Raw genomic sequence first — 21,432 nt, forward strand, 5'->3', positions numbered from 1 at the left:
GAATCGTATAGCTGTAGCCATGTTGGTTAGGACGTGGCATGGCTACAGCCATGCATTCAAAACCAATACTTGTAAAATTGAAAAATGGCTATGAGTCATCATAGTCCAGGTATTAGGCTCTGGCTTCGATGTCGGCTTCGGCTTGATGTGCGATCGCACGGAGTTGTTCCAGCATGTCAGACGGTGCCGATTGCCATAAACCTCGCTGCTCTGCTTCGAGTAGCCGTTCGGCCATATCGCGCAGTGCCCAGGGATTGTGCTGCTGAATAAACTCCTGTACGTGAGGATCGAGCATGTAAGCCTCGGTTAGGCCCTCATACATATAGTCCGCGACGCAGTGCGTGGTGGCATCGTAGGCGAAGAGATAGTCCAGCGTTGCCGCCATCTCAAAGGCTCCCTTGTAGCCATGCCGCATGACGCCGCTGATCCACTTGGGATTGACCACGCGAGAGCGGTAGACGCGGGCAATTTCCTCCTGTAGGCGGCGGACTTTGGGATTTTCGGGTTGGGCATGGTCGCCAAAGTAGGTGACGGGATTTTGCCCTTGGGTGGCGCGGACGGCGGCGGTTAAACCACCCTGAAACTGATAATAGTCATCGGAATCGAGCAGATCGTGTTCGCGGTTGTCCTGATTGTGCAGCACAATTTGCATTTGCTGGAGGCGCTGCTGGAATGCTTCCGGGGCGGAGCGGCCTTCGGCTTGGCGACCATAGGCATAGCTGCTCCAGTTGATATAGGCACGAGCGAGGTCTTCGTCATCCGTCCAGTTTTGGGCTTCGATCAAACCCTGGAGTCCGGCTCCGTAGGCTCCTGGTTTTGAGCCAAAAATGCGAAACCGCGATCGCACATTGGCCTGTTCTTCACTCAGACCCTGGGCGATCCAGTCTGCCGTTTCCTGCTGGACACGGGCAGCGAGGGGATTCAGGTCTGCGGGTTCGTCTAGATTAGCCACGGCTTCCACGGCTTGATCGAACAAGTCAATCAAATTGGGAAAGGCATCGCGAAAGAAACCGGAAATCCGCAGTGTCACATCTACTCGGGGTCGCCCCAAAATCGACAGCGGCAAAATCTCAAAATCAACCACTCGCCGCGACGGGCCATCCCAAACGGGCTGCACACCGAGGAGTGCAAGAGCCTCAGCCCAGTCATCGCCGCCGGTTCTCATGGTGGACGTGCCCCAGACGGAAAGACCCAGGGTTTTTGGATATTCGCCCTGTTCCTGGGTGTATCGAGCGATGAGGACTTCAGCCGCTTTGCGACCGACTGACCAAGCGCTTTCGGTGGGAATGGCGCGAATGTCCACCGAGTAGAAGTTGCGTCCGGTGGGCAACACCTCTGGGCGACCCCGCGTTGGCGCACCGGAAGGACCACTGGGCACATACTCGCCACTGAGTCCCCGAATTAGCTGGGTAATTTCCTGGCGAGTTTGCTGGAGCGCAGGCAGAAGATGGGTAGCGATCCATTGGAGTTCGCGTTGGAGATTGCCCTCATCCCCTCTAATAAGCGGAACTTGGAGCCTGTCTCCCCCCTTATTAAGGGGGGCTAGGGGGGATCGAGCAGCAACTTGGCGGTTTTCTATTTCTATTGCAACCTGAGGTTGGCCCTCATCCCCCAACCCCTTCTCCCTAGGGAGAAGGGGAGCCGGAGAATCCTGTTTGATTGCCTCCCCCTCGCCCCGTGGGAGAGGGGGACTGAGGGGGTGAGGGCCAGATACGTTGGCCTGCTCTTCCAGTAAGCCCTCTACCAGTCGCGCAGCCTCTATCTCCAACTGCTCCACCACGTCGCCGACCGTGCGGCAGTGTTCTCCGTTCAGCGTCACGCTCGGCTCTAGAATCTCGCTAAAATCCTGCGTTAGCGGATCGATATCGACATTCCAGGACTGCGCGATCGCACGTGTTAAACCCATCCGTCCACCCGCTGGCGATCGGGCAATGGCGATCATCAGATCGCGCAACTGCCGTCCTTGGGGACATTGGCCATAAATATGTAAGCCATCGCGAATTTGGGCTTCTTTGAGTTCACAGAGATAGCCGTCAAGCTGGGTGAGGAGAGCAGCCGGATCGGCAGGTTGATCCGTCGGATCAGCAGTCGAGTTAGACAACTCTTCTATTAAATGTTCGGTGGTGACGAGGTTGAAAATGCGATCGCGGATTAACCCCAAGCGCGATGGATCGAGCGTCTGGGCTTCGTAATACTCGTCTACCAACTGTTCGAGCTGTTCTAAGGGGCCATAGAGTTCCGCGCGGGTGAGGGGCGGCGTCAGGTGGTCGAGAATGATCGCTTGGGCGCGGCGTTTGGCTTGGGAGCCTTCGCCGGGGTCGTTGACGATAAATGGGTACAAATGGGGCAGCGGGCCGAGCGCCACTTCGGGATAGCAGCTTTCCGATAGCGCAATGCTCTTGCCCGGTAGCCATTCCAGATTGCCGTGCTTGCCGACATGGACAATCGCCTGAGCGCCAAAGTGGTGGCGTACCCAGTGGTAGAACGCCAGATAGGTGTGGGGTGGTTCTAAATCTGGAGCGTGATAGTTGAGCGCTGGATCGAGGTCATAGCCACGCGCGGGCTGAATGCCGACAAAGACGTTGCCTAAGTGGATACCAGGAACCGGAAAGACAGGCGCATTGGCATCAGGAAGCTGCACGGCATACTGAGCGGCATCGCCCCAGCGATCGCAGATCCCCTGCTGAGCGGCTTGGGGAATTTGCGAGAAATAGGACTGGTAATCTGCGATCGCAACTTGCTGCCCCTCGCGCCGACCTGCTTGCCAGAGCGCTCGACTTTCGGCATCGTTGGTCACTCCAGCGGTTAGTCGCTGAATCAGGTCTGCGGTGGATGTAGAGATCTCGGCATTGAGCGTGTAGCCTGCTTCCTGTAGCGATTTGAGAATTTCCAAACAGCTTGCAGGCGTGTCCAAACCGACACCGTTCGCTAACCGACCGTCGCGGGTGGGATAGTTAGCGAGGATGAGGGCAATTTTGCGATCGCAAACCGGAGTCTGGCGCAGGTTTACCCAGTTCAGCGCCAGATCGGCGACGAATTGCACCCGGTCGGCCAGTGGTTCATAACCGACAATATCGGTTTCCAGGGCTTCACTGCGACCTTGCACAGCTTTAAAGGAGACAGCACGAGTGACAATTCGCCCGTCCACTTCCGGCAGCGCCACATTCATGGCCGTGTCGCGGGGGGACAAACCCTGAGTTTGCGCCTGCCACTGATCGAGCGTGCCGCCGCTGAAGATAGTTTGCAAAACGGGCACGTTCAGCTGTCGCCAGAGATCGAGATTGGGTGATTCGTCCTGAAGCTGGGCAACGGAAAAGCTAGTGGCGTTGAGTAGAACCTGAATCGGCTCAGCATCCTTGGGCTGGAAGAGCTGTAGCAGTTCGTCCTGTACGTCCAGATCGCGGGGCGATGAGACAAAAATGGGCACAGGTTCTAGACCGCGTTCGGTCAGCGCATCGCAGAGGGCATCAACGGGCGCGGTGTTGCCTGCTAAATAGTGGGCGCGGTAGAACAGAATGCCGACTTTAGCAGAGGTGGCCCTCACCCTAAGTTCCTCATCCTCGGGACTACTGTCCATACACACCTTGGATAGGTTCTCAAAATCCCGCACTGATCCTCCTAAATCCCCCTTAATAAGGGGGAGCTTTGAGTCAGTTCCCCCCTTTTTAAGGGGGGCTAGGGGGGATCTCTGGGATGAGGACACATAGCGCCCCACTTTGGGAATCATCTGGGGCGACGGTGGCTGATAATTTGTCCCCAGTCCTAAATCTGCCAAATACAGCAGCATTGACTGCAAATTCTCCAGGCCGCTCTCCGTGAAGTAGCGCCAGATGCGGTTGGCCTGAGCCAGCGGCACAGTGGAATGGCTGATTAAATCTGGGTCAGGGCGATCGTCCCCAGGCAGTACTACTAGCTTGGCTCCTGTGCGCGTCACCGTGTCCTTCAAGACTTCTAGGCCGTAGCTCCAGTAGGTGCGCCCACCCAGCAGCCGCAACACGATGATCTGAGCCGCTTCCAGCACGTCTTCGGCATAGGTGTCAATCGTTAATTGTTGTTGAAGATTGAGCAGACTGGTCGTGCGCAGGGTGGGGAAATCGTCGGGAAGCTGAGAGAGTGCCCGTGCCAGCAGTTGGATCTCAGTGTCAGCAGCGGTTAAAACTGCGATCGCAGCCGGAGTTTGGTCAATAAAAACGACACCCTCTTGGTCGGGATTCCATCCACCGGGAGTTGCGGCAATACGATGCATTGAGGTTTCCTTAACAAATTCGATAGTGGCGGCTCAGCAAAAGTGAAGGAACGCTGATCTTCTCTTAGATCCAGAAAACGGGCAAGATAACATGAGATCTTAGTTTGATTTCAGATATTCCTCCCTGGCTTCAAGTCAGAGATTTTTATAACATCTACGCCTTAAAGTATTTGCTTTTATTCACGTTTAATCAGACGCCCTATGCAATCAGTCGTGATGTGTTGCCATCCTTTCTAAATCATGCCTAATTCTTCCGCGTCAACACTTTATCGGGTTTTGCCGCAGGCTGTATTGCGTCAGGTGCAACAGCTTCTGGTGCAAATGCAAAGCGAAATCGATGCATCCTGTTTGGTCACCCCGCAAGATGTGCGATCGCAGTTTGCTCTGATCGGCCAGCCAACCGATCAAGCGGATCATCAGAATCAGTCGTTTTTGCTGTTGCTATCCCCCCAATTTCGCATCCTGTTGCAGTGGGGTGTAGCAGCTCATTCAGATCAGACTCAGGCGGAGCAATCTCAAGCTGACGCAGATCAATCAAATGACCAGACTCGCTATCCGGTTTCGCTAATATTCGATCCAGGTGCGATCGCGCAGTTTGTGACCGACATCGTGCAGCAAACTCAGCTCTCGTCGGATACGGAATTGGGGCAACAGCTCATACCGCATCAACAAGCCGAAGAGCCCAACGATCCGACGCTCCAAAGTGATTTTACACTGCGGCTTCTGGCTGAGCTGGAATCGGCCCCTGCCAGGGCGCCCGCCGCCGCTGTTAACGGGTCACATGAATCAATTGACCTCAACGAGTGGGATGACCCTCCTCTAGCCTGCCGCCCCTACCAGATTGCCCTAATGAAGGAAATCGAGCAGGGACTACTGCTGGGCCGAGTCGCGAATCAAATTCGCCAGAGCCTAGACTTGAACGAGATTCTACAAACGGCAGTCGAGCAGGTGCGGCAACTGCTCCAGGTGGATCGGCTGGTCATTTATCAGCTCGACTTGAGCGACCAATCTATTTCCTGGGCGACAACCCCAACCCAGCCATCGCCGCAGAACTCATCACAAATCGACCAGATCTCACGCAATGGCGCAGCGCTTAGGCCTGCTGCATCTGTTGCGAAACAGGCGGACGCTAAACAGACAGAACAAAGCAGTTCCTCGGCCCAAATTGACATTCGCCACGCCGAAAAAACCGGATACGTGGCCTATGAATCCAAGGCTTCTGAGCAAATTGTCTCCGTGCTAAACGTCACGGAGCAGCGCTGCTTTCTCGATATTCATGCCCAACAGGCGAAATATCAGGTTGGACAAGTAACCGCCATCGCCGATATCGAAACAGCCTATGCCAAATTGCCCTGTCTGCGCAATTTTCTGCGGCAGGCCCAAATTCGCTCAAAGCTGATTGCCCCAATTGTTGTGCAGGAGCATCTTTGGGGTTTAGTAATTGCCCATCAGTGCTTTGAGCAGCGGCAGTGGACGCCCCAGGAAGAAACCTTCATGCAGTTGGTTGCCGATCAGCTTGCGATCGCAATTCGCCAGGCCCGCCTCTACTCCCAACTACAGCAGCAGAAGCAGACGTTAGAACAGCGGGTGATTGAACGGACACAAGATCTGCATGATGCCCTCTTGGCTGCTCAAGCTGCCGATGCTGCCAAAAGCGAATTCCTGGCCACCATGAGTCACGAGTTACGTACGCCGCTCACCTGCGTCATCGGCATGTCCGCGACCCTATTGCGCTGGTCATTTGGTGAACTCAACCCCCGGCAGCGCAGCTACATTCAAACCATTCACGACAGCGGTGAACGGCTGCTGGACTTAATTAATGACATTCTGGATATGTCTCAAATTGAGGCCGGTCGGATCATTTTAGATATTCAACAGTGCTCAGTTACGGCATTGGTTTCGCGAGTCATGCAGTCCGTGCAAAACCAGGCCGAACGCAATCAGGTGCAGCTAGAGTGCAATCTCAACCTCAAGCCTGAGCAAGATTCATTTTCTGCCGATCCGCGTCGTCTACAGCAAATTCTGCTCAATTTGCTGACCAACGCGATTAAGTTTACGCCGGCGGAAGGAACGGTCAACCTCAAGGTGCGTTTAGAGAAAGAAGCGGCCATTTTCCAGGTCGAAGACACGGGAATTGGCATTTCGGCAGAGCAACAACCCTTTCTCTTTCGCAAATTTCAGCAGCTTGATTCCTCCCGCCAGCGTAGCTATGAGGGAACTGGACTGGGCCTGGCTTTGACCAAGCAGCTAGTCGATTTACATGGCGGTAGTCTGGATGTGAAATCTCAAGTGGGAGTTGGCTCCGTCTTTACCGTGCGCATTCCCACCCAACCCTACAGCACAACGACTAAAGCCGCCAATAGTAGTCCCGAAGTGCTGCCGCTGACGCAGCGCGTCCTGCTGTTCGAAGAGGATGAAGATGCCGCCAATATTATCTGCGACATGCTAATGGCGGCGGGACATCAGGTGATCTGGATGATGGATGGCGACGCAGCGGTCGAGCAAGTGAAGCTGATGGAACCAGCATTGGTTATGGTCGGCATGGATCTCGCCAACATCGATCGCTGTCAGCTCATCCGCCAGTTTCGCGAGACAGCCAATCATTCTCCCCTCAAGATACTGGCCATTATGGCCGATGGGTCAACCGACCTTTGCCAACAGTGCCTGAATGCGGGGGCTGACGACTGCATTGTCAAGCCCGTTCGGCCCAGACGACTGCTGGAGAAAATCGATAAGCTTTTCTACTCAGCGCCCGTTACCTAAATCAAATCCAGAATCGGTCAATGGCTCTGCAATATGAATGTGGGGCATAAATATGGCGCATAAATATGGGGTATCAACCTCTTTGGGATTTTGACGTCGCGTGCTTTTTGCGATCGCACATTTCAGCGTTCTCATCCATGTATTTGATGGATGTAACAGGCAATACTTACACTAAGTGAGATCATCCGTCTCAGCGTATGACCATTAGACTTTATCGGAAATTGTTTTGTAGCGCGGCGGAGCCACGCTACAAAACAATTTCCAACCCCAAAAACTTTATTTCCAATAAAGTCTATTCATTCAGTCTAATCCAGTGAATTCAATGCCTACCCCTTTGCTCAGAGAGCCAATTAATTTATGACGGATATGACGGAAACCGCATCATCTCAAGCTGCCATTAAAGACCTACAGGGCGGTTTGGTGGTGTCCTGCCAAGCCCCCGTAGGTTCACCTCTGCATCAGCCAGAGGTTATTGCTGCGATCGCACAGGCGGCAGACAATCAAGGTGCGGTTGGGGTACGCATTGACTCACCCGATCATATTCGCGCCGTCAAAATGAACGTTTCAGTACCGATTATCGGCCTCTGGAAACAGGTCATTCCTGATTATGAGGTGTATATCACCCCCCAGTTCCACCACGCTCAAGCCGTAGCTGAAGCCGGAGCAGACATTATCGCAATCGATGCCACGCTGCGCGATCGGCCCGCAGGCGAAACGGTGCCGGGGCTGATTCGGCGGATTCATGAGGAGCTGGGTAAACCCGTCATGGCCGATGTGGATAGTCTGGAAGCTGCGATCGCAGCCGCAGAAGCGGGAGCCGATCTGGTCGGCACGACACTGTTCGGCTATACGGCCAATACCCAAATGGAAAAGCCGCCCGGATTTGACCTGCTGGCGCATATGGTGCAGCGGCTGTCTGTCCCCGCCATCTGCGAAGGCGGCATCGCTTCCCCAGAAATGGCCCGCTATGCCCTCGATCTAGGAGCCTATGCCGTCGTTGTGGGCACAGCGATTACTGGCATCGATGCGCAAGTGCGCAACTATTGCGATGCGATTGTGCAGATTACGCTTTAAACCAGCGTACATTTGACCAACGGCCAATCCTCAACCTGTACGTTGAGGAATATAGGCTCCTGCCCAAGCTTTCCATAAGGTTTGGCTGATGGTGGTTAGAGTCGTAGAGGAAGGCGGAAACGTCAGCGCCTTCACCGCTGTATGCCAACTCGCAGGAATGCTCAGAGGAGCAGCAATACCCAGTACGATGCCCGTCAGTGCGATCGCAGATTGAGAGTGGGGCTGTAGCAAATGGGCACAGCGCAGCGCCTGCGTAAAATCATAGGCAAAATGGGTGAGAACATACAGCGCAGTTGCGATCGGGTGCAGTTCAACGGGCAGTGACTGCATCAGAGAACGCGCCACCATCACAGTTGGCGCTTGGCTCACCACGGCGACTAGCTGCTCATCGTGGAGCTGAGATTGTTGCAATTGAGGATTCTGCAGCCCATTCACGACCCAGTCCAGATCGCTGCGGATCTGGTTCAATAACGGATTCACTGCCGTTGGCGGACTGTAGCCGCAACAGGATGAAGCAAGGGGATGAGCAAGCAAGTAACGCAGGGTCAGTGCCGTTAATGTCAGGGACAAGGCTGCATCTGAACCGGCATCCGCAGCCTGAATTTGCTGAGCAATATATGCGATCGCAGCGGGTCGATCTGAAACCAGCAGCCAGAGGGGCAACAGCGTAACGGCCTGCTCGGTGAACACAGCGGATTTGGGTTCTGCAGACCGCACATATTTGGTCTGGATATCCAGCCACGACAGTCCCGGCTGACGGGGATGCAGGCTGTCAATCAGGTGCTGACTCAGCCGTACCGCTTGAGCCGTGAGCGGCAGATGAGCGCTACAATCAGACGCTAGCGGTTGACTCAGTGCCGAACTGGGCCTGGGAGCAGCCCACTGTCTAGCAGGAACGCTGGAACTGGATGCGTCCCAATCCGATTGCCCCGCTATCATGGCTTCTGCGATCGCAAGTCCCAACCAGGCACCCTGAAACTGCCGCTGTGTCCAATTGTGTCCGCTCTGTTGTGTCATCATAAAGATTTTCATGATTTTTACGAGTTTTATCCCTCAATGGCGTAAACCCGGTAGAGGACAAACCCAAGTTTAGGTGATCCGTTCAGTCAAAATTTGGGGTTGATATTTGTTTGGAGGAAGGGGAATCGCGATGCATCAAAAACGGTACTCAACACCTACACCCGTAACTGCGCCAGCATCTGTATCAGAAACTAGATCAGAATCAAAAACTGCACCAGAAACTGCGATCTCGCCTCTAGTTGGGCGTCTGTTTCTCATTAGCAGTTTAATCGGCGGCGGTTTCAGTCTATACCCATTGCTGCCCGCAATGGCCCAAACGGCGACCCAAACAATGGCCCAAACGGCCGATGAATCGGCAGATGCCGACGACACGGCTCCAGCCGCTGCTGAATCCTCCGAATCCGACACCACGACCGAATCATCCGAATCATCGGAGAATGCTCCCGCTAATGACCGACGTTCACCGCTTTCCACCGCTCGCCCCAATCTGCGCGTGGGCAGCGAGGGACAGGCTGTTGCCGAACTCCAGGCATTGCTGAAGCTCTTAGGCTACTACACAGGAGCCGTGGATGGTCTCTACAGCGAAGAAACGGCCCGCGCCGTTTCCGCCTTTCAAACCGCTGCCGGATTAGCAACAGACGGCGTAGTTGGCCCTGCAACCTGGGGCACACTGCTGCCTGCTGCTCCAGTTGCTTCCCCTACAGCGGCTAACCAAACGCCGGACTCTGCAGCAGTTACGGTGACTGATTTTCCCAGGCCCGTCCTGACGCCGGGTGAGTTAGCCAGCGGCGCGTCCTCTACTACTGAGACGGCGACCGATAGCGCAACCTCCAATTCCACGACCAATCCAGCCGCACCCTCTACACCTGCAGCAGCCACTGATTCCGATCCAGCACCAGATACACCTGCCGCTGAATCGGCTGAAACGGAGCCAACGGAAACGGCCAGTTTGCCTACCGATGACAGCGATCCGGCGGCCTTCCCGACCCTGCGCCTTGGGGCATCCGGGCCCGCTGTAGAACGGCTCCAGGAACGGCTCCAGAGTTTGGGGCATTATCAAGGCGCAATTGATGGCATTTTTGGCGAGCGCACGCAAGAAGCGGTGAGAGCCGCCCAGCAAAGTAATCAACTGAGTGTTGATGGGGTAGTTGGCCCTGCCACCTGGGAAGTCTTGCTCGATCGCTAGGGACACGGCAATGCCGCGTCCCTAGCCCAAAGATCTCACCTTGTATCACGTCCGCATGTAAAAACCCAGTTATTTTGTCTGAAGCGCTTGCGAAGCAAGCGCTTCAGACAAAATAACTGGGTTTTCAGCCGGACTGAATATTATTAAATCCGCGTTTCTAAGCTTGCCGATCGTCCGGTGGGCGATGCCCATCAGCCTCAACTCAGCGCTATTGCACGTCCGATGGACAGCGCCCACCAGATAGGTTAGATCATTGTAGCTAATTGCATTGCGGCGGCGACTCCAGACTGGAGGGCATCTTCAATGCTGTTGCCCAAACACCAGTCCCCGCAGCAAATCAGCGGTAGGGGCACACTGACCGCTAGACAAGCTTTCCCAAGGGGTTGGCGGGTAAAGGCGTAGCGCCAGCGATGCGCCTGCATCCAATCCGGATTAGCCCACTCAGGCCGATCAAGTTCAGCCAGTGCAGCTAGAAGCTCTGCACCAGCGGACTGTAGGTCATCAGCATCCAAATATCGTTTGGCAAAGGTTGCCGTACTTTGGAGCAGCAGCAGTGGCTGCTCAGATTGATGAGCTTTCGACTGCTCCAAGCTGATCCAGGACAGCATCGGATGATCCATTAGCTGGAGCGCCTGCCACTGCCTCAACAGTTGTGCGTTCTCAGTCACTTGCGCACTGGCATATCCAGCCATAACGCTGACACAAGGATCAAACGCTACAGACTGAATATGCTGCGGCACATCTGGCGACAGCCCATCTTTAACCAGTGGAGCTAACAACGGCAGAGCCTGCGGTGCTGGAACAGCTAGCACAACGGCCTTAGCACAGGCCAAGTTCTCCGCGTCAGAACTGGATGCAAACTGAATTTGCCATTGACCCGATGACGATTGGCCTAGTGATGCCAGAGCGATCGCAGTTGCACGTCGGCTTCGATGAATAGTCAAATCTTGAGCGATAAACTTTGCGATCGCAGTTAAGCCCACACGTGAAACGTAAATGCCATCCGACTGGTCAGCATCCTGGTTGAGCGGCAGCACCGGCCCAGTTTGCTCCCACTTGCCGATAGAACCTGTCCAAGGCTGCAGGATGTCGTGATTGAGCAATATGCGGAGCAGAGATTGACTCTGTTCGCCTTGAGCCTGCCAGTAGCGAACTCCATGATCCATCCAGGCGGATTGAATGCGCCGAGTCGCTAGCCGTCCCCCCAGACCACGCGATTTATCAAAGACTTCAACGGTCAAACCACTGTGCTGAAGCTGTCGAGCACAAGTTAAACCTGCTAATCCTGCACCAATGACGGCTACATCCACTACTCCATCATCTGTCGATCTCGATTGTGTCATCCGCTGCTGACCGCTAATTGATCCCATGTTGCCTTTTATTCTAGGAACTTACCTCGAAAACGAACCTAGCGATGTGTAATGCAATCCCTAAATGGCTGGGTAGCCATCTAGGGATTGAAGGGCCATGCCTGGTAGGATGCCAAGCACCACGCCGCCGCATAAAGGGATCAACACAGGCACCAATAATTCAATAACGCAGCAGATGAATAACGCAGCAAAACTTACTCTGCATCAGCTTGAAAATAAGACTTGATGCCGCCCCAGAAGCTTTTGAGTAAATCACCTAATCCTGGCGGAATCTCCGCTTCAACATCCAGGAACTCAGCAATGCTCTCGGCCAGCAGCTTTTGATGCTCGCGATTTTCGTAATAGCGACTCGTGAGCGGCAACTGCTGTCTCTCATCCAACACCAAAACAATCCGGTAAGCCGGAGCAGGGACTTCCACAACCTCATTTTCGACCAAACCGTTGGTGGATGAGTTCCCCGCAATTGATTTCAGGGGCTGTTCTAGCTTGACTTTCGTAATATCCTTCAGCCGCAAGCGCTCACAGTTGGTACGCAACACGCCTCGATTGATCATCGTCAACGTGCCAGTCGCCTTATCAAAATCGCAGCGCAGCAAACAGCCTCGTCGCAAAATCATCAAACCCACCAGCAAAAACAGGCCACCAAAGAAACCGTTAGCTGCCGTTGAAATCGCTAACTCACTGGTGCCATAGATAAATCCACTGGTGATGATATAAGTGCCCAACACCGCAAAGACGCTGCCGAAAATCCAGGTTTCTAGCGGCACGTCTCGAATTTGTAAATGCGTTGAAGTGCGTTTGGCAATCTTCATCGGGGTTCAAAGGGGTGCTTAATCTAGTTTTACCAAATGTTTTCAACCTGCGATCGCAGTTGTTGAGGGGATCACAGTTTCTTTCAAGAACGATGACAGACTGGCTCGTGATCCCACGTTTCTTTACAAAACGCATCAATCTGTTTAGTTGGATTAAATCTTTGAGATATGGTGATCAAAGGCTAATTTTTGGGTTGCTCCAGTATGTGCTGGGGCAGATGTGTAATCCACTACTGAGTACTGGCTGTTCTAGCTTAACGTTTCCTTTTATGACCCTGGCATATCCTCACAAAAAAGCGAAAGCGCTCCGCCCAGGGGCGCGTCGTCCGGCCAAAGAACTCTGTAGTGAGTGCGGCCTCTGCGACACCTATTACATTCACTACGTAAAAGAGGCTTGTGCCTTTATCAATCAGCAGATTCCCGACCTAGAGCAGCAGGCGCACGGGCGCAGCCGCGATTTAGAGAATGAGAAAGATGTCTACTTCGGTGTGCATCAGGACATGATGGCCGCTCGCAAGCAGCAGCCGATTGAGGGTGCTCAGTGGACGGGGATCGTGAGTGCGATCGCAATTGAAATGCTGAACCGCAAGCTGGTGGAAGGCGTGGTTTGCGTCCAGAACACCGAGGAGGATCGGTTTCAGCCGATGCCCGTGATTGCCCGCACACCAGAGGAGATTTTGGCCGCGCGGGTAAACAAGCCAACGCTGTCGCCCAATTTATCGGTGCTGGAGCAAATTGAGCAGTCTGGCATGAAGCGGTTACTCGTAATCGGCGTCGGCTGTCAAATTCAGGCGTTACGCGCCGTTGAAAAACAGCTTGGCTTGGAAAAGCTCTACGTGCTGGGCACGCCCTGCGTCGATAACGTGACCCGCGCCGGACTGCAAAAATTCCTCGACACCACCAGCCGCTCCCCAGACACCGTCGTCTATTACGAGTTCATGCAGGACTTTCGGGTTCACTTCAAACACGAGGACGGTTCCCATGAAACGGTGCCCTTCTTTGGCCTCAAAACCAATCAGCTCAAGGATGTGTTCGCGCCCTCCTGCATGAGCTGCTTTGATTACGTTAATTCGCTAGCCGACCTAGTTGTGGGCTACATGGGCGCACCGTTTGGCTGGCAGTGGATCGTGGTGCGGAATCAGACCGGACGCGAAATGCTGGATCTGGTGATGGATCAGCTCGATACGCAGCCCGTTGAGTCAAAAGGCGATCGCCACAATGCGGTGCAGCAGAGCATTCCCGCCTATGATAAGGGCGTAACGCTGCCCATGTGGGCCGCCAAGCTGATGGGCGTCGTGATTGACCGGATCGGGCCACGGGGCTTGGAATACGCTCGGTTCTCGATTGACTCGCACTTTACCCGCAATTACCTCTACACGCGGCGCAATCATCCCGAGAAGCTGGAGGAACACGTGCCGGAATATGCCAAGCGCATCGTCAGTCAGTACAAGCTACCGGACGAGTAGTAGAGTTTTTTGCTCATAACCGAGGATTAGGTGCAAGGGAGCAAAGGAGCTTTTTTGATGGCTCTAGCTAATTTTGATCGCATGAATTGGTAGAAGGAATCTTTTTCTAATTCCAATTTGTGCGATCAAACCATGCTGATCCCTTATTAAATGGAACGTGGTAATACCACCAATGATGTTCTTTGCTGTATGTGTGCTTAATTTCACTCTTCCTGCCCCAAATACAGCCTTCAGCCGGAATAGTACAATCAGAATAAGCTTTATCTGCGGCTCGTAGACGGTCGTAATACTGGGCAATTTGCTCGTCCGAAGCTAACGGCAACACTTCATCAATGATCCTGCGAACATCCATATCATTTAAGTACTCTTCCCTCGTTAAAGGGTAGCCAGCCTTAATCCTAAGAATGATGGTTTCCCACTTTGGAATTAGATAGTCCAGCCCACCTTCAATGACAAAATCAGCAAACTTTCGTTGCTTGCAGTATTCCTGAATAGCAGTCTTTCCTTTGTGCATTTTTATGTGCAGATCTCGTCAACAGTCTCAAATTGCCATAGATGGGTTATTTGTTTCCTTCGTCAACCCGATCTACGAGGCTAGATATCAATTCGCTGTCCGGTGTTGGGATCGAAGAGGAAAAGCTGGTCAATGTCTAGCGCGATCGCAAGTCGATCCCCAACTTTAGGAACACGATCTGGCGTTGTTAGCAGATTCAGCGAATATCCTGTGCCGTTCGTTTCAGGTAATTTTGCTCGCACCAGCACCTCGCGGCCCAAGAGTTCAACGAGGGTGACTTCAACTGTGAGGTGGTTGGTGGGTGATGCTTGATCATCGAGGTCGCTGACTGAACCCACCCTGATCGCTTCCGGGCGGATGCCGAGCGTAAGTTTTTGTTGCGGTTGGAGATGCGATCGCAGTTTCTCCACACACCCTACGAATTGCTGACCGACCTTAAACTGCTCACCATCATAAGTGGTAGGCAGCAAGTTCATTGGCGGATTGCCCAGAAACGTCGCCACCATTTGATTTTTGGGACTGGCGTAAACCTGCTGCGGTGAACCAATTTGCTGAATTTCGCCTCGATCCAGCACCACAATCTGATCGGCCAGCGTCATTGCTTCCACCTGATCGTGGGTGACGTAGATCGTGGTGATGCCGTAGCGCTGGTGGAGCTGCTTCAGTTCGGCACGGGTGTCATCCCTCAACTGAGCATCCAGGTTAGACAGCGGTTCATCGAGTAAAAATACGCGGGGTTGACGTGCGATCGCACGTCCTAAAGCCACCCGCTGCTGCTGTCCACCGGAGAGCTGCTTGGGTTTGCGATCCAGTAGATGGCGAATGCCCAGTGCTTGCGCCACCTGTTCGGTTTGCTGCTGAATCTGGCTGTCGTCTGCGCCGCGCATTTTGAGGCCAAAGGCCAAATTTTCGGCCACGGTCATGTGGGGATAGAGCGCATAGTTTTGAAACACCATCGCCACGTCGCGCTGACGGGCTGGCACGGCATTGACTAGTTGATCGCCAATGTAAAGCTGTCCGTCTGAGACGGGTTCTAATCCGGCAATGGTGCGGAGAATGGTGGACTTGCCGCAGCCGGATGGCCCAACCAGCACCCAAAATTCACCGTCTGGAATGGTGAAGGTGATATCGCGGATAGCAACTGTATTTTCGAATCGTCGGGTGATGCGATCGCACTTAACTTCAGCCATATGTGTTCGAACCTCGTAGGTCAGGCATCTTGCCTAACGCTGAACTGAGCCGCCAAAATGTCTATTTTATGGTTTTATCCGAAATCTGTTCAGAAGAACCAGTTTTACTTTGTGAAAGTGCGATCGCACAGGTCAGCAAAGTACCTTAATAAGATCTGCGATCGCACTGTCGCCAATTTTTGAGGTAGTCAAAATGTCAGACGTGGCAACCTTCGAGTTTCAAACAGATATAGATCTAGAATCTATTCACCCAAAAATCTCAAAATATTGGACTGGGAAAGGACGCCAAGTTGATGTTTACACCTGGAAACCAGACAGAACTTTCTGCGTTTTGGAATATTTTTTTGGTGCATCCGAAGAACGAATCATGTTGTATCAAGCCGCTAAATGTTTACTGGATTTAGCAAGAGATAATTGTGTTTATTATTATCGCTGCATAGATTTTGTGGGTTTCCTTGATCTGGAAAATTATGAGAATTCAGAAGTAACAACTAACTATCAAGCTCAATCTGTTCCGATAGACGTCGCGGAACTCCTTCTGGATTCTTACCAACCTTCAATGTCAGCACGCATAACGAGAAAATATGTTCTGAGCACTACAAATAGCTAAATCGAATATATTATTGCGAATATGCATTTATAAACGATCGCACCTCTTGCATAGGTTGCTGTTAGGCAAAGTCGTAATGCACTGTTCCACTGATCAGCAATGTAGCTGCAAGATCTGCGATCGCGCCTCTTGTACAGCGGTCGCAACGTTCAACGCATTGATGGCAGATAAGGAAACTGCAATTGCAGTTTGCACAAGTTGCGTTGAAGAATGGAAACTCACTAGCAGCAGAAGTACAGAATGGAAGACATTTTGAAGCTAGCCGGAATTCAAAGACAGATCCCCGAAGTGCTGCTCATCAAAGCTAGAGAGCTGAGAAAGAACCAAACAGTAGCGGAAGAAATTCTGTGGCAGTGTCTTCGAAGTCGGCAACTAAACGGATTAAAGTTTCGGCGACAGTACAACATTGGTCAGTACATTGCCGATTTTTACTGCCATGATACTCGGCTTGTTGTTGAACTAGATGGAGCGGTTCATGCGTCTCAAAGAGAACGAGATCAGGATCGCGATCAGTGGATGAGGGCAAACGGCTTCACGGTTATGCGTTTTCGGAATGAGGAAGTTTTTGAGGATGTTATAGGTATTTTAGGCAAGATTTTAGAGGTGGCAAAGGTTGAGGCTCTCATCCCTAGCCCCTCTCCCGCAGGAGAGGGGAACCAGAAAATGAATCAAAACGAAGACTCGGATAAGTAACTTGCTCAAGCTCCCTTCTCCTGTGGGAGAAGGGTTGGGGCTGAGGGCCAGTGCCTTGATTGCGGCGCTAAATTCTTTTATGCATAGGCCAACTGCAATCGCGTAGGGTGCCTTAGGACTTGTAGGCACAAATCACTTGGAGACTTCCGCCTGCTGGAAAGTGAGTTTGTTTGAGCTGAAATCCTGCATTCTGAAGCACGTGAGGGAGGTCAAGCCCAATCAGATTCCAAGCAGACTGATTCTCAAACAGCCATAGAAACAGATAGAGATTCCACCTCAGCAGTCTATGCGTCGGGCGATGAAAATCGACTAGCGTAAAACACCCGCCGGGCTTCAAAACCCGATGAACTTCTTGGATAATTTGCCTGAACTGCTGTGGGGCCATTTCATGCAGAGTTGCACTGGTATGGACACAGTCAAACGAATTATCCTCGAAGGGCATATTCTCAGCCCACGCTTCGACATAGTCAGCCTGTGGCACCCGTCTCCGCGCCCGTTGAATGGCTAAGGGGTCACAGTCTAAACCCACAACAAATTCAGACCGTTGCACCAAATATTGAGTAGCTTGTCCACTACCACAGCACAGATCTAAGATGCGATCGCAGGGCTGAAGCGTAACGGCTTGAATGGGCAGCAGCCGAAATTTTTTCTCTCCACCAACGGGCAAAGATGAAATTCCCACAATCAAGTCAAATAGCCACTGATAGCGATAACACCAATTCCGCAAGATCGTTGCCACATCGGCCTCCTAACTGAATAGGGTTTACGGGATTTATCACGCTTCGCTTTAACCAAAGGTTGAATCAATCCGCTTTCCTAGCAGAAACTACGCTGCCTCAACCGTTAGATCCTGCGTCGCTAGATCAAACAACCCGTTCAGCACATTGAATAATTTTTTTAGGTCAGTAATAGTATAACTCGCCGTATTCTTCGTAAATACCTGATGATTTAAGCGGCCAAATTCCCAAAGTTTTCCGTCCGTGACAATGCCGTAAATCGGTCGAGCGCTAGCATTGAGGCGATCAGCCGCAATCATTTCAGCCAAGCATTGTCCCCATCCTTGTTCAAAGTCATTCCGCTTTGCTTCAACCAGCAAAACGAGTGGAGTTTCTAAGATCGTCTTACCTAAATTTGACTTACGGGAAAGCATATAATCTGGAGTTCCATTCAGCTTGCCATCGACTACAAACGACTTTTGTATCCAGAGGGCAGCTTTATTTGAATAGCGTTTGTAGACTTCTCGAATGACTGGAAAAATCACTAGTTCGCATCGAGCGGCTTCAGATGAAAAAGCATCCATTACCGTCAGGTTAAAGTCAAATTCAATGAAATACCCCGCCGCAAGCGGACGGGGTATCAGAATCAAAAAAGAGCAAGTTGATTATCCCGATGCAATTTGAGGTAATCTTTGCCTTGGGCTTGAACATATTTGGCGATCATTCCTTCATCCCCGTGGCGGCCTACTGTACTCGCAAAATATCCATCACTCCAAAACTCGCCTCCCCAAAGTTTCTGCTTCACTTGAGGGCATCGTTTGAAGACTTCTCGTGCAGTTAAACTTTTCAGCATCGTTACCAGTTTGGTCACACTATAGGTCGGCACGGACTGCACTAGAAAATGGACATGGTCTTTGTCCACTCCAATTTCGACAAACTTCACCTCGTAGCGTTTCTCGATTTCGAGGCAGACCTCTCGCAGAACCGCATCTACTTGCTCATCAAACACAACCCGTCGATACTTTGCTGGAAACACTAAGTGGTATAGCAAAACTGTTACGTTATGACTCTTGTGGATGTACTCACTCATTCTTAGATCTTACGCCGCAGAGCGGCGGGGAATGGACCCCAAGAGATTCAAAAACAGCGCTGGAACATCAGTCCACAATTCCGGCACAAAGTCTTCTTCTTGATATCGGATTTGGAATTCTTGTTGAACTTGCTCAAGACTTTTATAGTCGCTAAACACCACAATTGTCCTCCTGATCTGAAGACTGATGCCCTTAACTATCAACCCTCCTGCCGAATCGCTTCAATGATTTTGACATTGGCATTCGGAAACGGATATTGATCTAATTCTGCCGCTGTCACCCACTTAATTTCATCGCACTCAATCGGCTGCGGTTCGCCGCTTAGGTGGCGGCAGTTGTAGACATTCAGTACCACGTGAAAGTGCGAGTAGGTATGCTCAATTGTGATCAGGTGATCGTCAACGGCAATTTCGATCCCCAGTTCTTCTTTAATCTCCCGCTGAATGCAGGCTTGAATCGTTTCATTGGGTTCAACTTTGCCGCCCGGAAACTCCCAGAGGCCGCCGAGCAGACCTTTCTGAGGCCGACGATCAATCAGGATTTTGCCCTGGTCGTCACGGATGACAGCGACGCCAATGGTTTTGGTCGGTAAGGGAGAACGAGTTTCGCGCATGGGAAGTTGCTGCTGGAGGTTGAGGGAATGAGCTTGGCAAAAATCCTGCCACGGACAGGTCGGACAATTGGGCTGTTTGGGCGTACAAATCGTCGCACCCAAGTCCATCAGCGCTTGGTTGAAGTCGCGCGGATTGTCTGGGTCGAGCAGGGTTTCGGAATATTGCCACAGGGATTGTAGCGCTTTCCGGGGCGGCACGGGCAAGGCCATCACTCGCGCCAGCACCCGCTTGACGTTGCCATCGAGAATCGCCACTGGCTGATTATAGGCTGAGCTTAAAATGCCGCCTGCGGTCGTGCGGCCAATGCCAGGAAGCGCCACAACGTCATCAAATGTGGTTGGGAACTGGCCGTTGTGCTGCTCCACAATCATCTGGGCGGCCTGGTGCAGGTTGCGGGCGCGGGCATAGTAGCCGAGTCCCTGCCAGAGCTTCAGCACCTCCTGCTGATCGGCTTTGGCGAGGTCATGCACGGTGGGAAATCGCTCTAGCCACCGTTCGTAGTAGGGCATGACGGTCTTCACCTGGGTCTGCTGGAGCATAATCTCCGAAATCCAGATGCGATAGGGATCGTCGATATTGCGCCAGGGTAAATCGCGCCCGACTTGCTGATACCAGGTTAATAAACGCTGACGCATTTGAGATAGGCGGGTGCTTGTCCACTTCTGAGCCGATCCGGTGGCATCGCTGACGCGGGCTGAGCGGTTGGGAGAGTGATTGGAGTATTTTGAAGGTTGGGACAAGGACTTAAATCACATGACTGAAGTGGTCGAGTATTGTATGATAACAACTTTTGACTATCCCAATGTTTGGGAAGAAGACACCCTATTCTGTGACAATTTCCCAGCAGTTTTAAACTGTATCAATGAGATATGGATGTCATTTTTAGATAAAAAGGCTCTCTATCAAGAACAGCTAGAAGAGCGATTCGATGCTGATGCTCAAGAAAGAGAAGATAATGCAAAAGTCAACACATCTGTGGTAATCGAAAACCGTTGGAGCAATAAGATTCAAGTAGGTCTTAGTCATCACGGCTGGCTATTAGCACTATCAGTCGAAGGAGAGAATACCCGCATTTTATATAATGAAAGTCAAACAGAGATGGGTGAGGTAGTTTTCTTAATACCTGAATGGACAGAGTTTGAGATGAAAGAACTAGTGCCTAGCGACGCTGCCAAAGGAATTATTAAACGTTGGCTTGAAAACAACGTCTTTCCTGAAAATATTTAGAGATACCACAGAGACCGCACCTACTAATAATCAATTCGATTCAACTATTGAGCAGTATTTATGAGTAATCATTGGCCAGCGATTGGAATTTGCTCTCAAGAAGAGCTTGTAGAAGTTATAAAACATGCTGTGAGTTTGTCATCATCACGATCAGAAATTTTAAGCGAGCATACTCATTTGTTAACTGATGGTTCTGTAGAGGTGTGGGTACATACTGACTCAGCCTGTGCTGTTCCATCTTTTTTATCACCAACCACGCTTAAGGCAATCCCTAAGAAATGGGTCGAGGCTCAAGATGGTTGTCCTCACTGTGCAACTCTGCATATACAAGTTTTGAGTGCAACTGATGAACCTTTATATCCCCTTGCCGTTACGTTTGTGAATGCTGTTCATACCCGTCAGATAATAGAACTTGATTCACCGATTGAGCTTGCTTTATCTGCCTTTGTTGAAAATGGAATGTTCTGGAGCAGTTTAGAAGCCTACAAGTACGAATATCCTGATCGCAAAGTAGGCCCAGGTTGGTTTCTCCCACTCGGTGCTTATGCTGCGATGGAAAGAATGCGGGATGATAAGCCACGAGCAGCTTTTTATGGGGTAGTACAGCAAGTACAAGTCAAATTAAATCCGTGGACAGGACAGAACTATCGTCAACTTTCAGTTGAGTGTGCAGGTGTAACTTACGAAGCAGTTGTGCAACATGAAATCTTAACGGATGTTTCCGTTGGTAATGTTGTTTACGTAGAGTGTTGGTTATGTGCTCATTATGTAATGTCGAAATAAGATAAAACACATTTCCTCCAGCTTAAACTAACTGGTATAAAGTTCAGCAAATAATGG

Annotated in this window: 19 protein-coding genes; 8 read left to right on the forward strand and 11 right to left on the reverse strand. The window is 51.7% G+C overall.

Annotated elements, in window-relative coordinates; translation table 11 throughout:
- Positions 1-112: 112 nt before the first annotated feature.
- Positions 113-4,246 (reverse strand): cobaltochelatase subunit CobN, encoded by a 4,134-nt coding sequence (cobN, locus tag AC286M_RS33090; protein ID WP_488208450.1) that lies wholly within the window; start codon positions 4,244-4,246, stop codon positions 113-115.
- A gap of 240 nt (positions 4,247-4,486) precedes the next feature.
- Between cobN and AC286M_RS33095 the strand changes: the two genes are divergently transcribed.
- Both AC286M_RS33095 and AC286M_RS33100 read left to right on the forward strand, forming a co-directional pair.
- Positions 4,487-7,009, forward strand: a complete 2,523-nt coding sequence (locus AC286M_RS33095; RefSeq protein ID WP_488208451.1) for a hybrid sensor histidine kinase/response regulator — start codon at positions 4,487-4,489, stop codon at positions 7,007-7,009.
- A 357-nt stretch (positions 7,010-7,366) separates the two neighbouring features.
- The gene (locus tag AC286M_RS33100; protein WP_488208452.1) at positions 7,367-8,083 is read left to right on the forward strand and encodes an N-acetylmannosamine-6-phosphate 2-epimerase; all 717 of its coding nucleotides are present in this window, start codon (positions 7,367-7,369) and stop codon (positions 8,081-8,083) included.
- 30 nt (positions 8,084-8,113) lie between these two features.
- On the opposite strand, the gene AC286M_RS33105 is transcribed toward AC286M_RS33100, so the two are convergent.
- On the reverse strand, positions 8,114-9,103 hold the full coding sequence (locus AC286M_RS33105; protein WP_488208453.1) for a hypothetical protein: 990 nt from the start codon (positions 9,101-9,103) through the stop codon (positions 8,114-8,116).
- 130 nt (positions 9,104-9,233) lie between these two features.
- On the opposite strand from AC286M_RS33105, the gene AC286M_RS33110 reads away from it, so the two are divergent.
- Positions 9,234-10,289, forward strand: a complete 1,056-nt coding sequence (locus tag AC286M_RS33110; RefSeq protein WP_488208454.1) for a peptidoglycan-binding domain-containing protein — start codon at positions 9,234-9,236, stop codon at positions 10,287-10,289.
- A 245-nt stretch (positions 10,290-10,534) separates the two neighbouring features.
- On the opposite strand, the gene AC286M_RS33115 is transcribed toward AC286M_RS33110, so the two are convergent.
- Together AC286M_RS33115 and AC286M_RS33120 are read right to left on the reverse strand one after the other, a co-directional pair.
- Positions 10,535-11,659, reverse strand: a complete 1,125-nt coding sequence (locus tag AC286M_RS33115; protein ID WP_488208455.1) for an NAD(P)/FAD-dependent oxidoreductase — start codon at positions 11,657-11,659, stop codon at positions 10,535-10,537.
- 194 nt (positions 11,660-11,853) lie between these two features.
- Positions 11,854-12,471, reverse strand: coding sequence for a hypothetical protein (locus AC286M_RS33120; protein WP_488208456.1), 618 nt, complete (start codon positions 12,469-12,471; stop codon positions 11,854-11,856).
- A 269-nt stretch (positions 12,472-12,740) separates the two neighbouring features.
- Here AC286M_RS33120 and AC286M_RS33125 point away from each other — a divergent pair, with 269 nt between their 5' ends.
- Positions 12,741-13,937 (forward strand): Coenzyme F420 hydrogenase/dehydrogenase, beta subunit C-terminal domain, encoded by a 1,197-nt coding sequence (locus AC286M_RS33125; protein ID WP_488208457.1) that lies wholly within the window; start codon positions 12,741-12,743, stop codon positions 13,935-13,937.
- 106 nt (positions 13,938-14,043) lie between these two features.
- Here AC286M_RS33125 and AC286M_RS33130 read toward each other — a convergent pair whose 3' ends face one another.
- Both AC286M_RS33130 and AC286M_RS33135 read right to left on the reverse strand, forming a co-directional pair.
- Positions 14,044-14,451 (reverse strand): hypothetical protein, encoded by a 408-nt coding sequence (locus AC286M_RS33130; protein ID WP_488208458.1) that lies wholly within the window; start codon positions 14,449-14,451, stop codon positions 14,044-14,046.
- Positions 14,452-14,531: 80 nt separating this feature from the next.
- Positions 14,532-15,641 carry an ABC transporter ATP-binding protein gene (locus AC286M_RS33135; protein WP_488208459.1) on the reverse strand — a complete coding sequence of 370 codons (1,110 nt, stop codon included), beginning with the start codon at positions 15,639-15,641 and terminating at the stop codon, positions 14,532-14,534.
- 193 nt (positions 15,642-15,834) lie between these two features.
- On the opposite strand from AC286M_RS33135, the gene AC286M_RS33140 reads away from it, so the two are divergent.
- Together AC286M_RS33140 and AC286M_RS33145 are read left to right on the forward strand one after the other, a co-directional pair.
- Positions 15,835-16,251 carry a hypothetical protein gene (locus AC286M_RS33140; protein WP_488208460.1) on the forward strand — a complete coding sequence of 139 codons (417 nt, stop codon included), beginning with the start codon at positions 15,835-15,837 and terminating at the stop codon, positions 16,249-16,251.
- A 240-nt stretch (positions 16,252-16,491) separates the two neighbouring features.
- Complete coding sequence (locus AC286M_RS33145) at positions 16,492-16,944, forward strand: endonuclease domain-containing protein (RefSeq protein WP_488208461.1); 453 nt, start codon at positions 16,492-16,494, stop codon at positions 16,942-16,944.
- A 112-nt stretch (positions 16,945-17,056) separates the two neighbouring features.
- On the opposite strand, the gene AC286M_RS33150 is transcribed toward AC286M_RS33145, so the two are convergent.
- The 5 genes from AC286M_RS33150 to mutY all read right to left on the reverse strand — a co-directional run bounded on the left by AC286M_RS33150 (position 17,057) and on the right by mutY (position 20,105).
- A complete protein-coding gene (locus AC286M_RS33150; protein ID WP_488208462.1) occupies positions 17,057-17,683 on the reverse strand; it encodes a class I SAM-dependent methyltransferase in 627 nt (208 codons plus the stop codon).
- 87 nt (positions 17,684-17,770) lie between these two features.
- Positions 17,771-18,310 carry a hypothetical protein gene (locus AC286M_RS33155; RefSeq protein ID WP_488208463.1) on the reverse strand — a complete coding sequence of 180 codons (540 nt, stop codon included), beginning with the start codon at positions 18,308-18,310 and terminating at the stop codon, positions 17,771-17,773.
- Positions 18,307-18,750, reverse strand: a complete 444-nt coding sequence (gene tnpA / locus AC286M_RS33160; protein WP_488202591.1) for an IS200/IS605 family transposase — start codon at positions 18,748-18,750, stop codon at positions 18,307-18,309. Before tnpA ends, AC286M_RS33155 begins: the two co-directional genes overlap by 4 nt.
- 9 nt (positions 18,751-18,759) lie before the next feature.
- A complete protein-coding gene (locus AC286M_RS33165; protein ID WP_488208464.1) occupies positions 18,760-18,909 on the reverse strand; it encodes a hypothetical protein in 150 nt (49 codons plus the stop codon).
- 41 nt (positions 18,910-18,950) lie between these two features.
- Entirely contained in the window at positions 18,951-20,105 is a 1,155-nt protein-coding gene (gene mutY / locus AC286M_RS33170) for an A/G-specific adenine glycosylase (protein ID WP_488208465.1), read from the reverse strand.
- Between the two features lie 13 nt (positions 20,106-20,118).
- Between mutY and AC286M_RS33175 the strand changes: the two genes are divergently transcribed.
- Positions 20,119-20,592: a hypothetical protein gene (locus tag AC286M_RS33175; protein ID WP_488208466.1), complete on the forward strand. Its 474-nt coding sequence runs from the start codon at positions 20,119-20,121 to the stop codon at positions 20,590-20,592.
- A gap of 60 nt (positions 20,593-20,652) precedes the next feature.
- A complete protein-coding gene (locus tag AC286M_RS33180) occupies positions 20,653-21,375 on the forward strand; it encodes a hypothetical protein (RefSeq protein ID WP_488208467.1) in 723 nt (240 codons plus the stop codon).
- Positions 21,376-21,432 lie beyond the last annotated feature (57 nt).

The sequence above is a fragment of the Thainema salinarum CENA647 genome (genome assembly GCF_057732415.1).

Bases quoted from the DNA above. Each gene is read 5' to 3' on its own strand.
- cobN (WP_488208450.1), bottom strand. From the start codon at position 4,246: ATGCATCGTATTGCCGCAACTCCCGGTGGATGGAATCCCGACCAAGAG.
- AC286M_RS33095 (WP_488208451.1), top strand. From the start codon at position 4,487: ATGCCTAATTCTTCCGCGTCAACACTTTATCGGGTTTTGCCGCAGGCT.
- AC286M_RS33100 (WP_488208452.1), top strand. From the start codon at position 7,367: ATGACGGATATGACGGAAACCGCATCATCTCAAGCTGCCATTAAAGAC.
- AC286M_RS33105 (WP_488208453.1), bottom strand. From the start codon at position 9,103: ATGATGACACAACAGAGCGGACACAATTGGACACAGCGGCAGTTTCAG.
- AC286M_RS33110 (WP_488208454.1), top strand. From the start codon at position 9,234: ATGCATCAAAAACGGTACTCAACACCTACACCCGTAACTGCGCCAGCA.
- AC286M_RS33115 (WP_488208455.1), bottom strand. From the start codon at position 11,659: ATGGGATCAATTAGCGGTCAGCAGCGGATGACACAATCGAGATCGACA.
- AC286M_RS33120 (WP_488208456.1), bottom strand. From the start codon at position 12,471: ATGAAGATTGCCAAACGCACTTCAACGCATTTACAAATTCGAGACGTG.
- AC286M_RS33125 (WP_488208457.1), top strand. From the start codon at position 12,741: ATGACCCTGGCATATCCTCACAAAAAAGCGAAAGCGCTCCGCCCAGGG.
- AC286M_RS33130 (WP_488208458.1), bottom strand. From the start codon at position 14,451: ATGCACAAAGGAAAGACTGCTATTCAGGAATACTGCAAGCAACGAAAG.
- AC286M_RS33135 (WP_488208459.1), bottom strand. From the start codon at position 15,641: ATGGCTGAAGTTAAGTGCGATCGCATCACCCGACGATTCGAAAATACA.
- AC286M_RS33140 (WP_488208460.1), top strand. From the start codon at position 15,835: ATGTCAGACGTGGCAACCTTCGAGTTTCAAACAGATATAGATCTAGAA.
- AC286M_RS33145 (WP_488208461.1), top strand. From the start codon at position 16,492: ATGGAAGACATTTTGAAGCTAGCCGGAATTCAAAGACAGATCCCCGAA.
- tnpA (WP_488202591.1), bottom strand. From the start codon at position 18,750: ATGAGTGAGTACATCCACAAGAGTCATAACGTAACAGTTTTGCTATAC.
- AC286M_RS33175 (WP_488208466.1), top strand. From the start codon at position 20,119: ATGACTGAAGTGGTCGAGTATTGTATGATAACAACTTTTGACTATCCC.
- AC286M_RS33180 (WP_488208467.1), top strand. From the start codon at position 20,653: ATGAGTAATCATTGGCCAGCGATTGGAATTTGCTCTCAAGAAGAGCTT.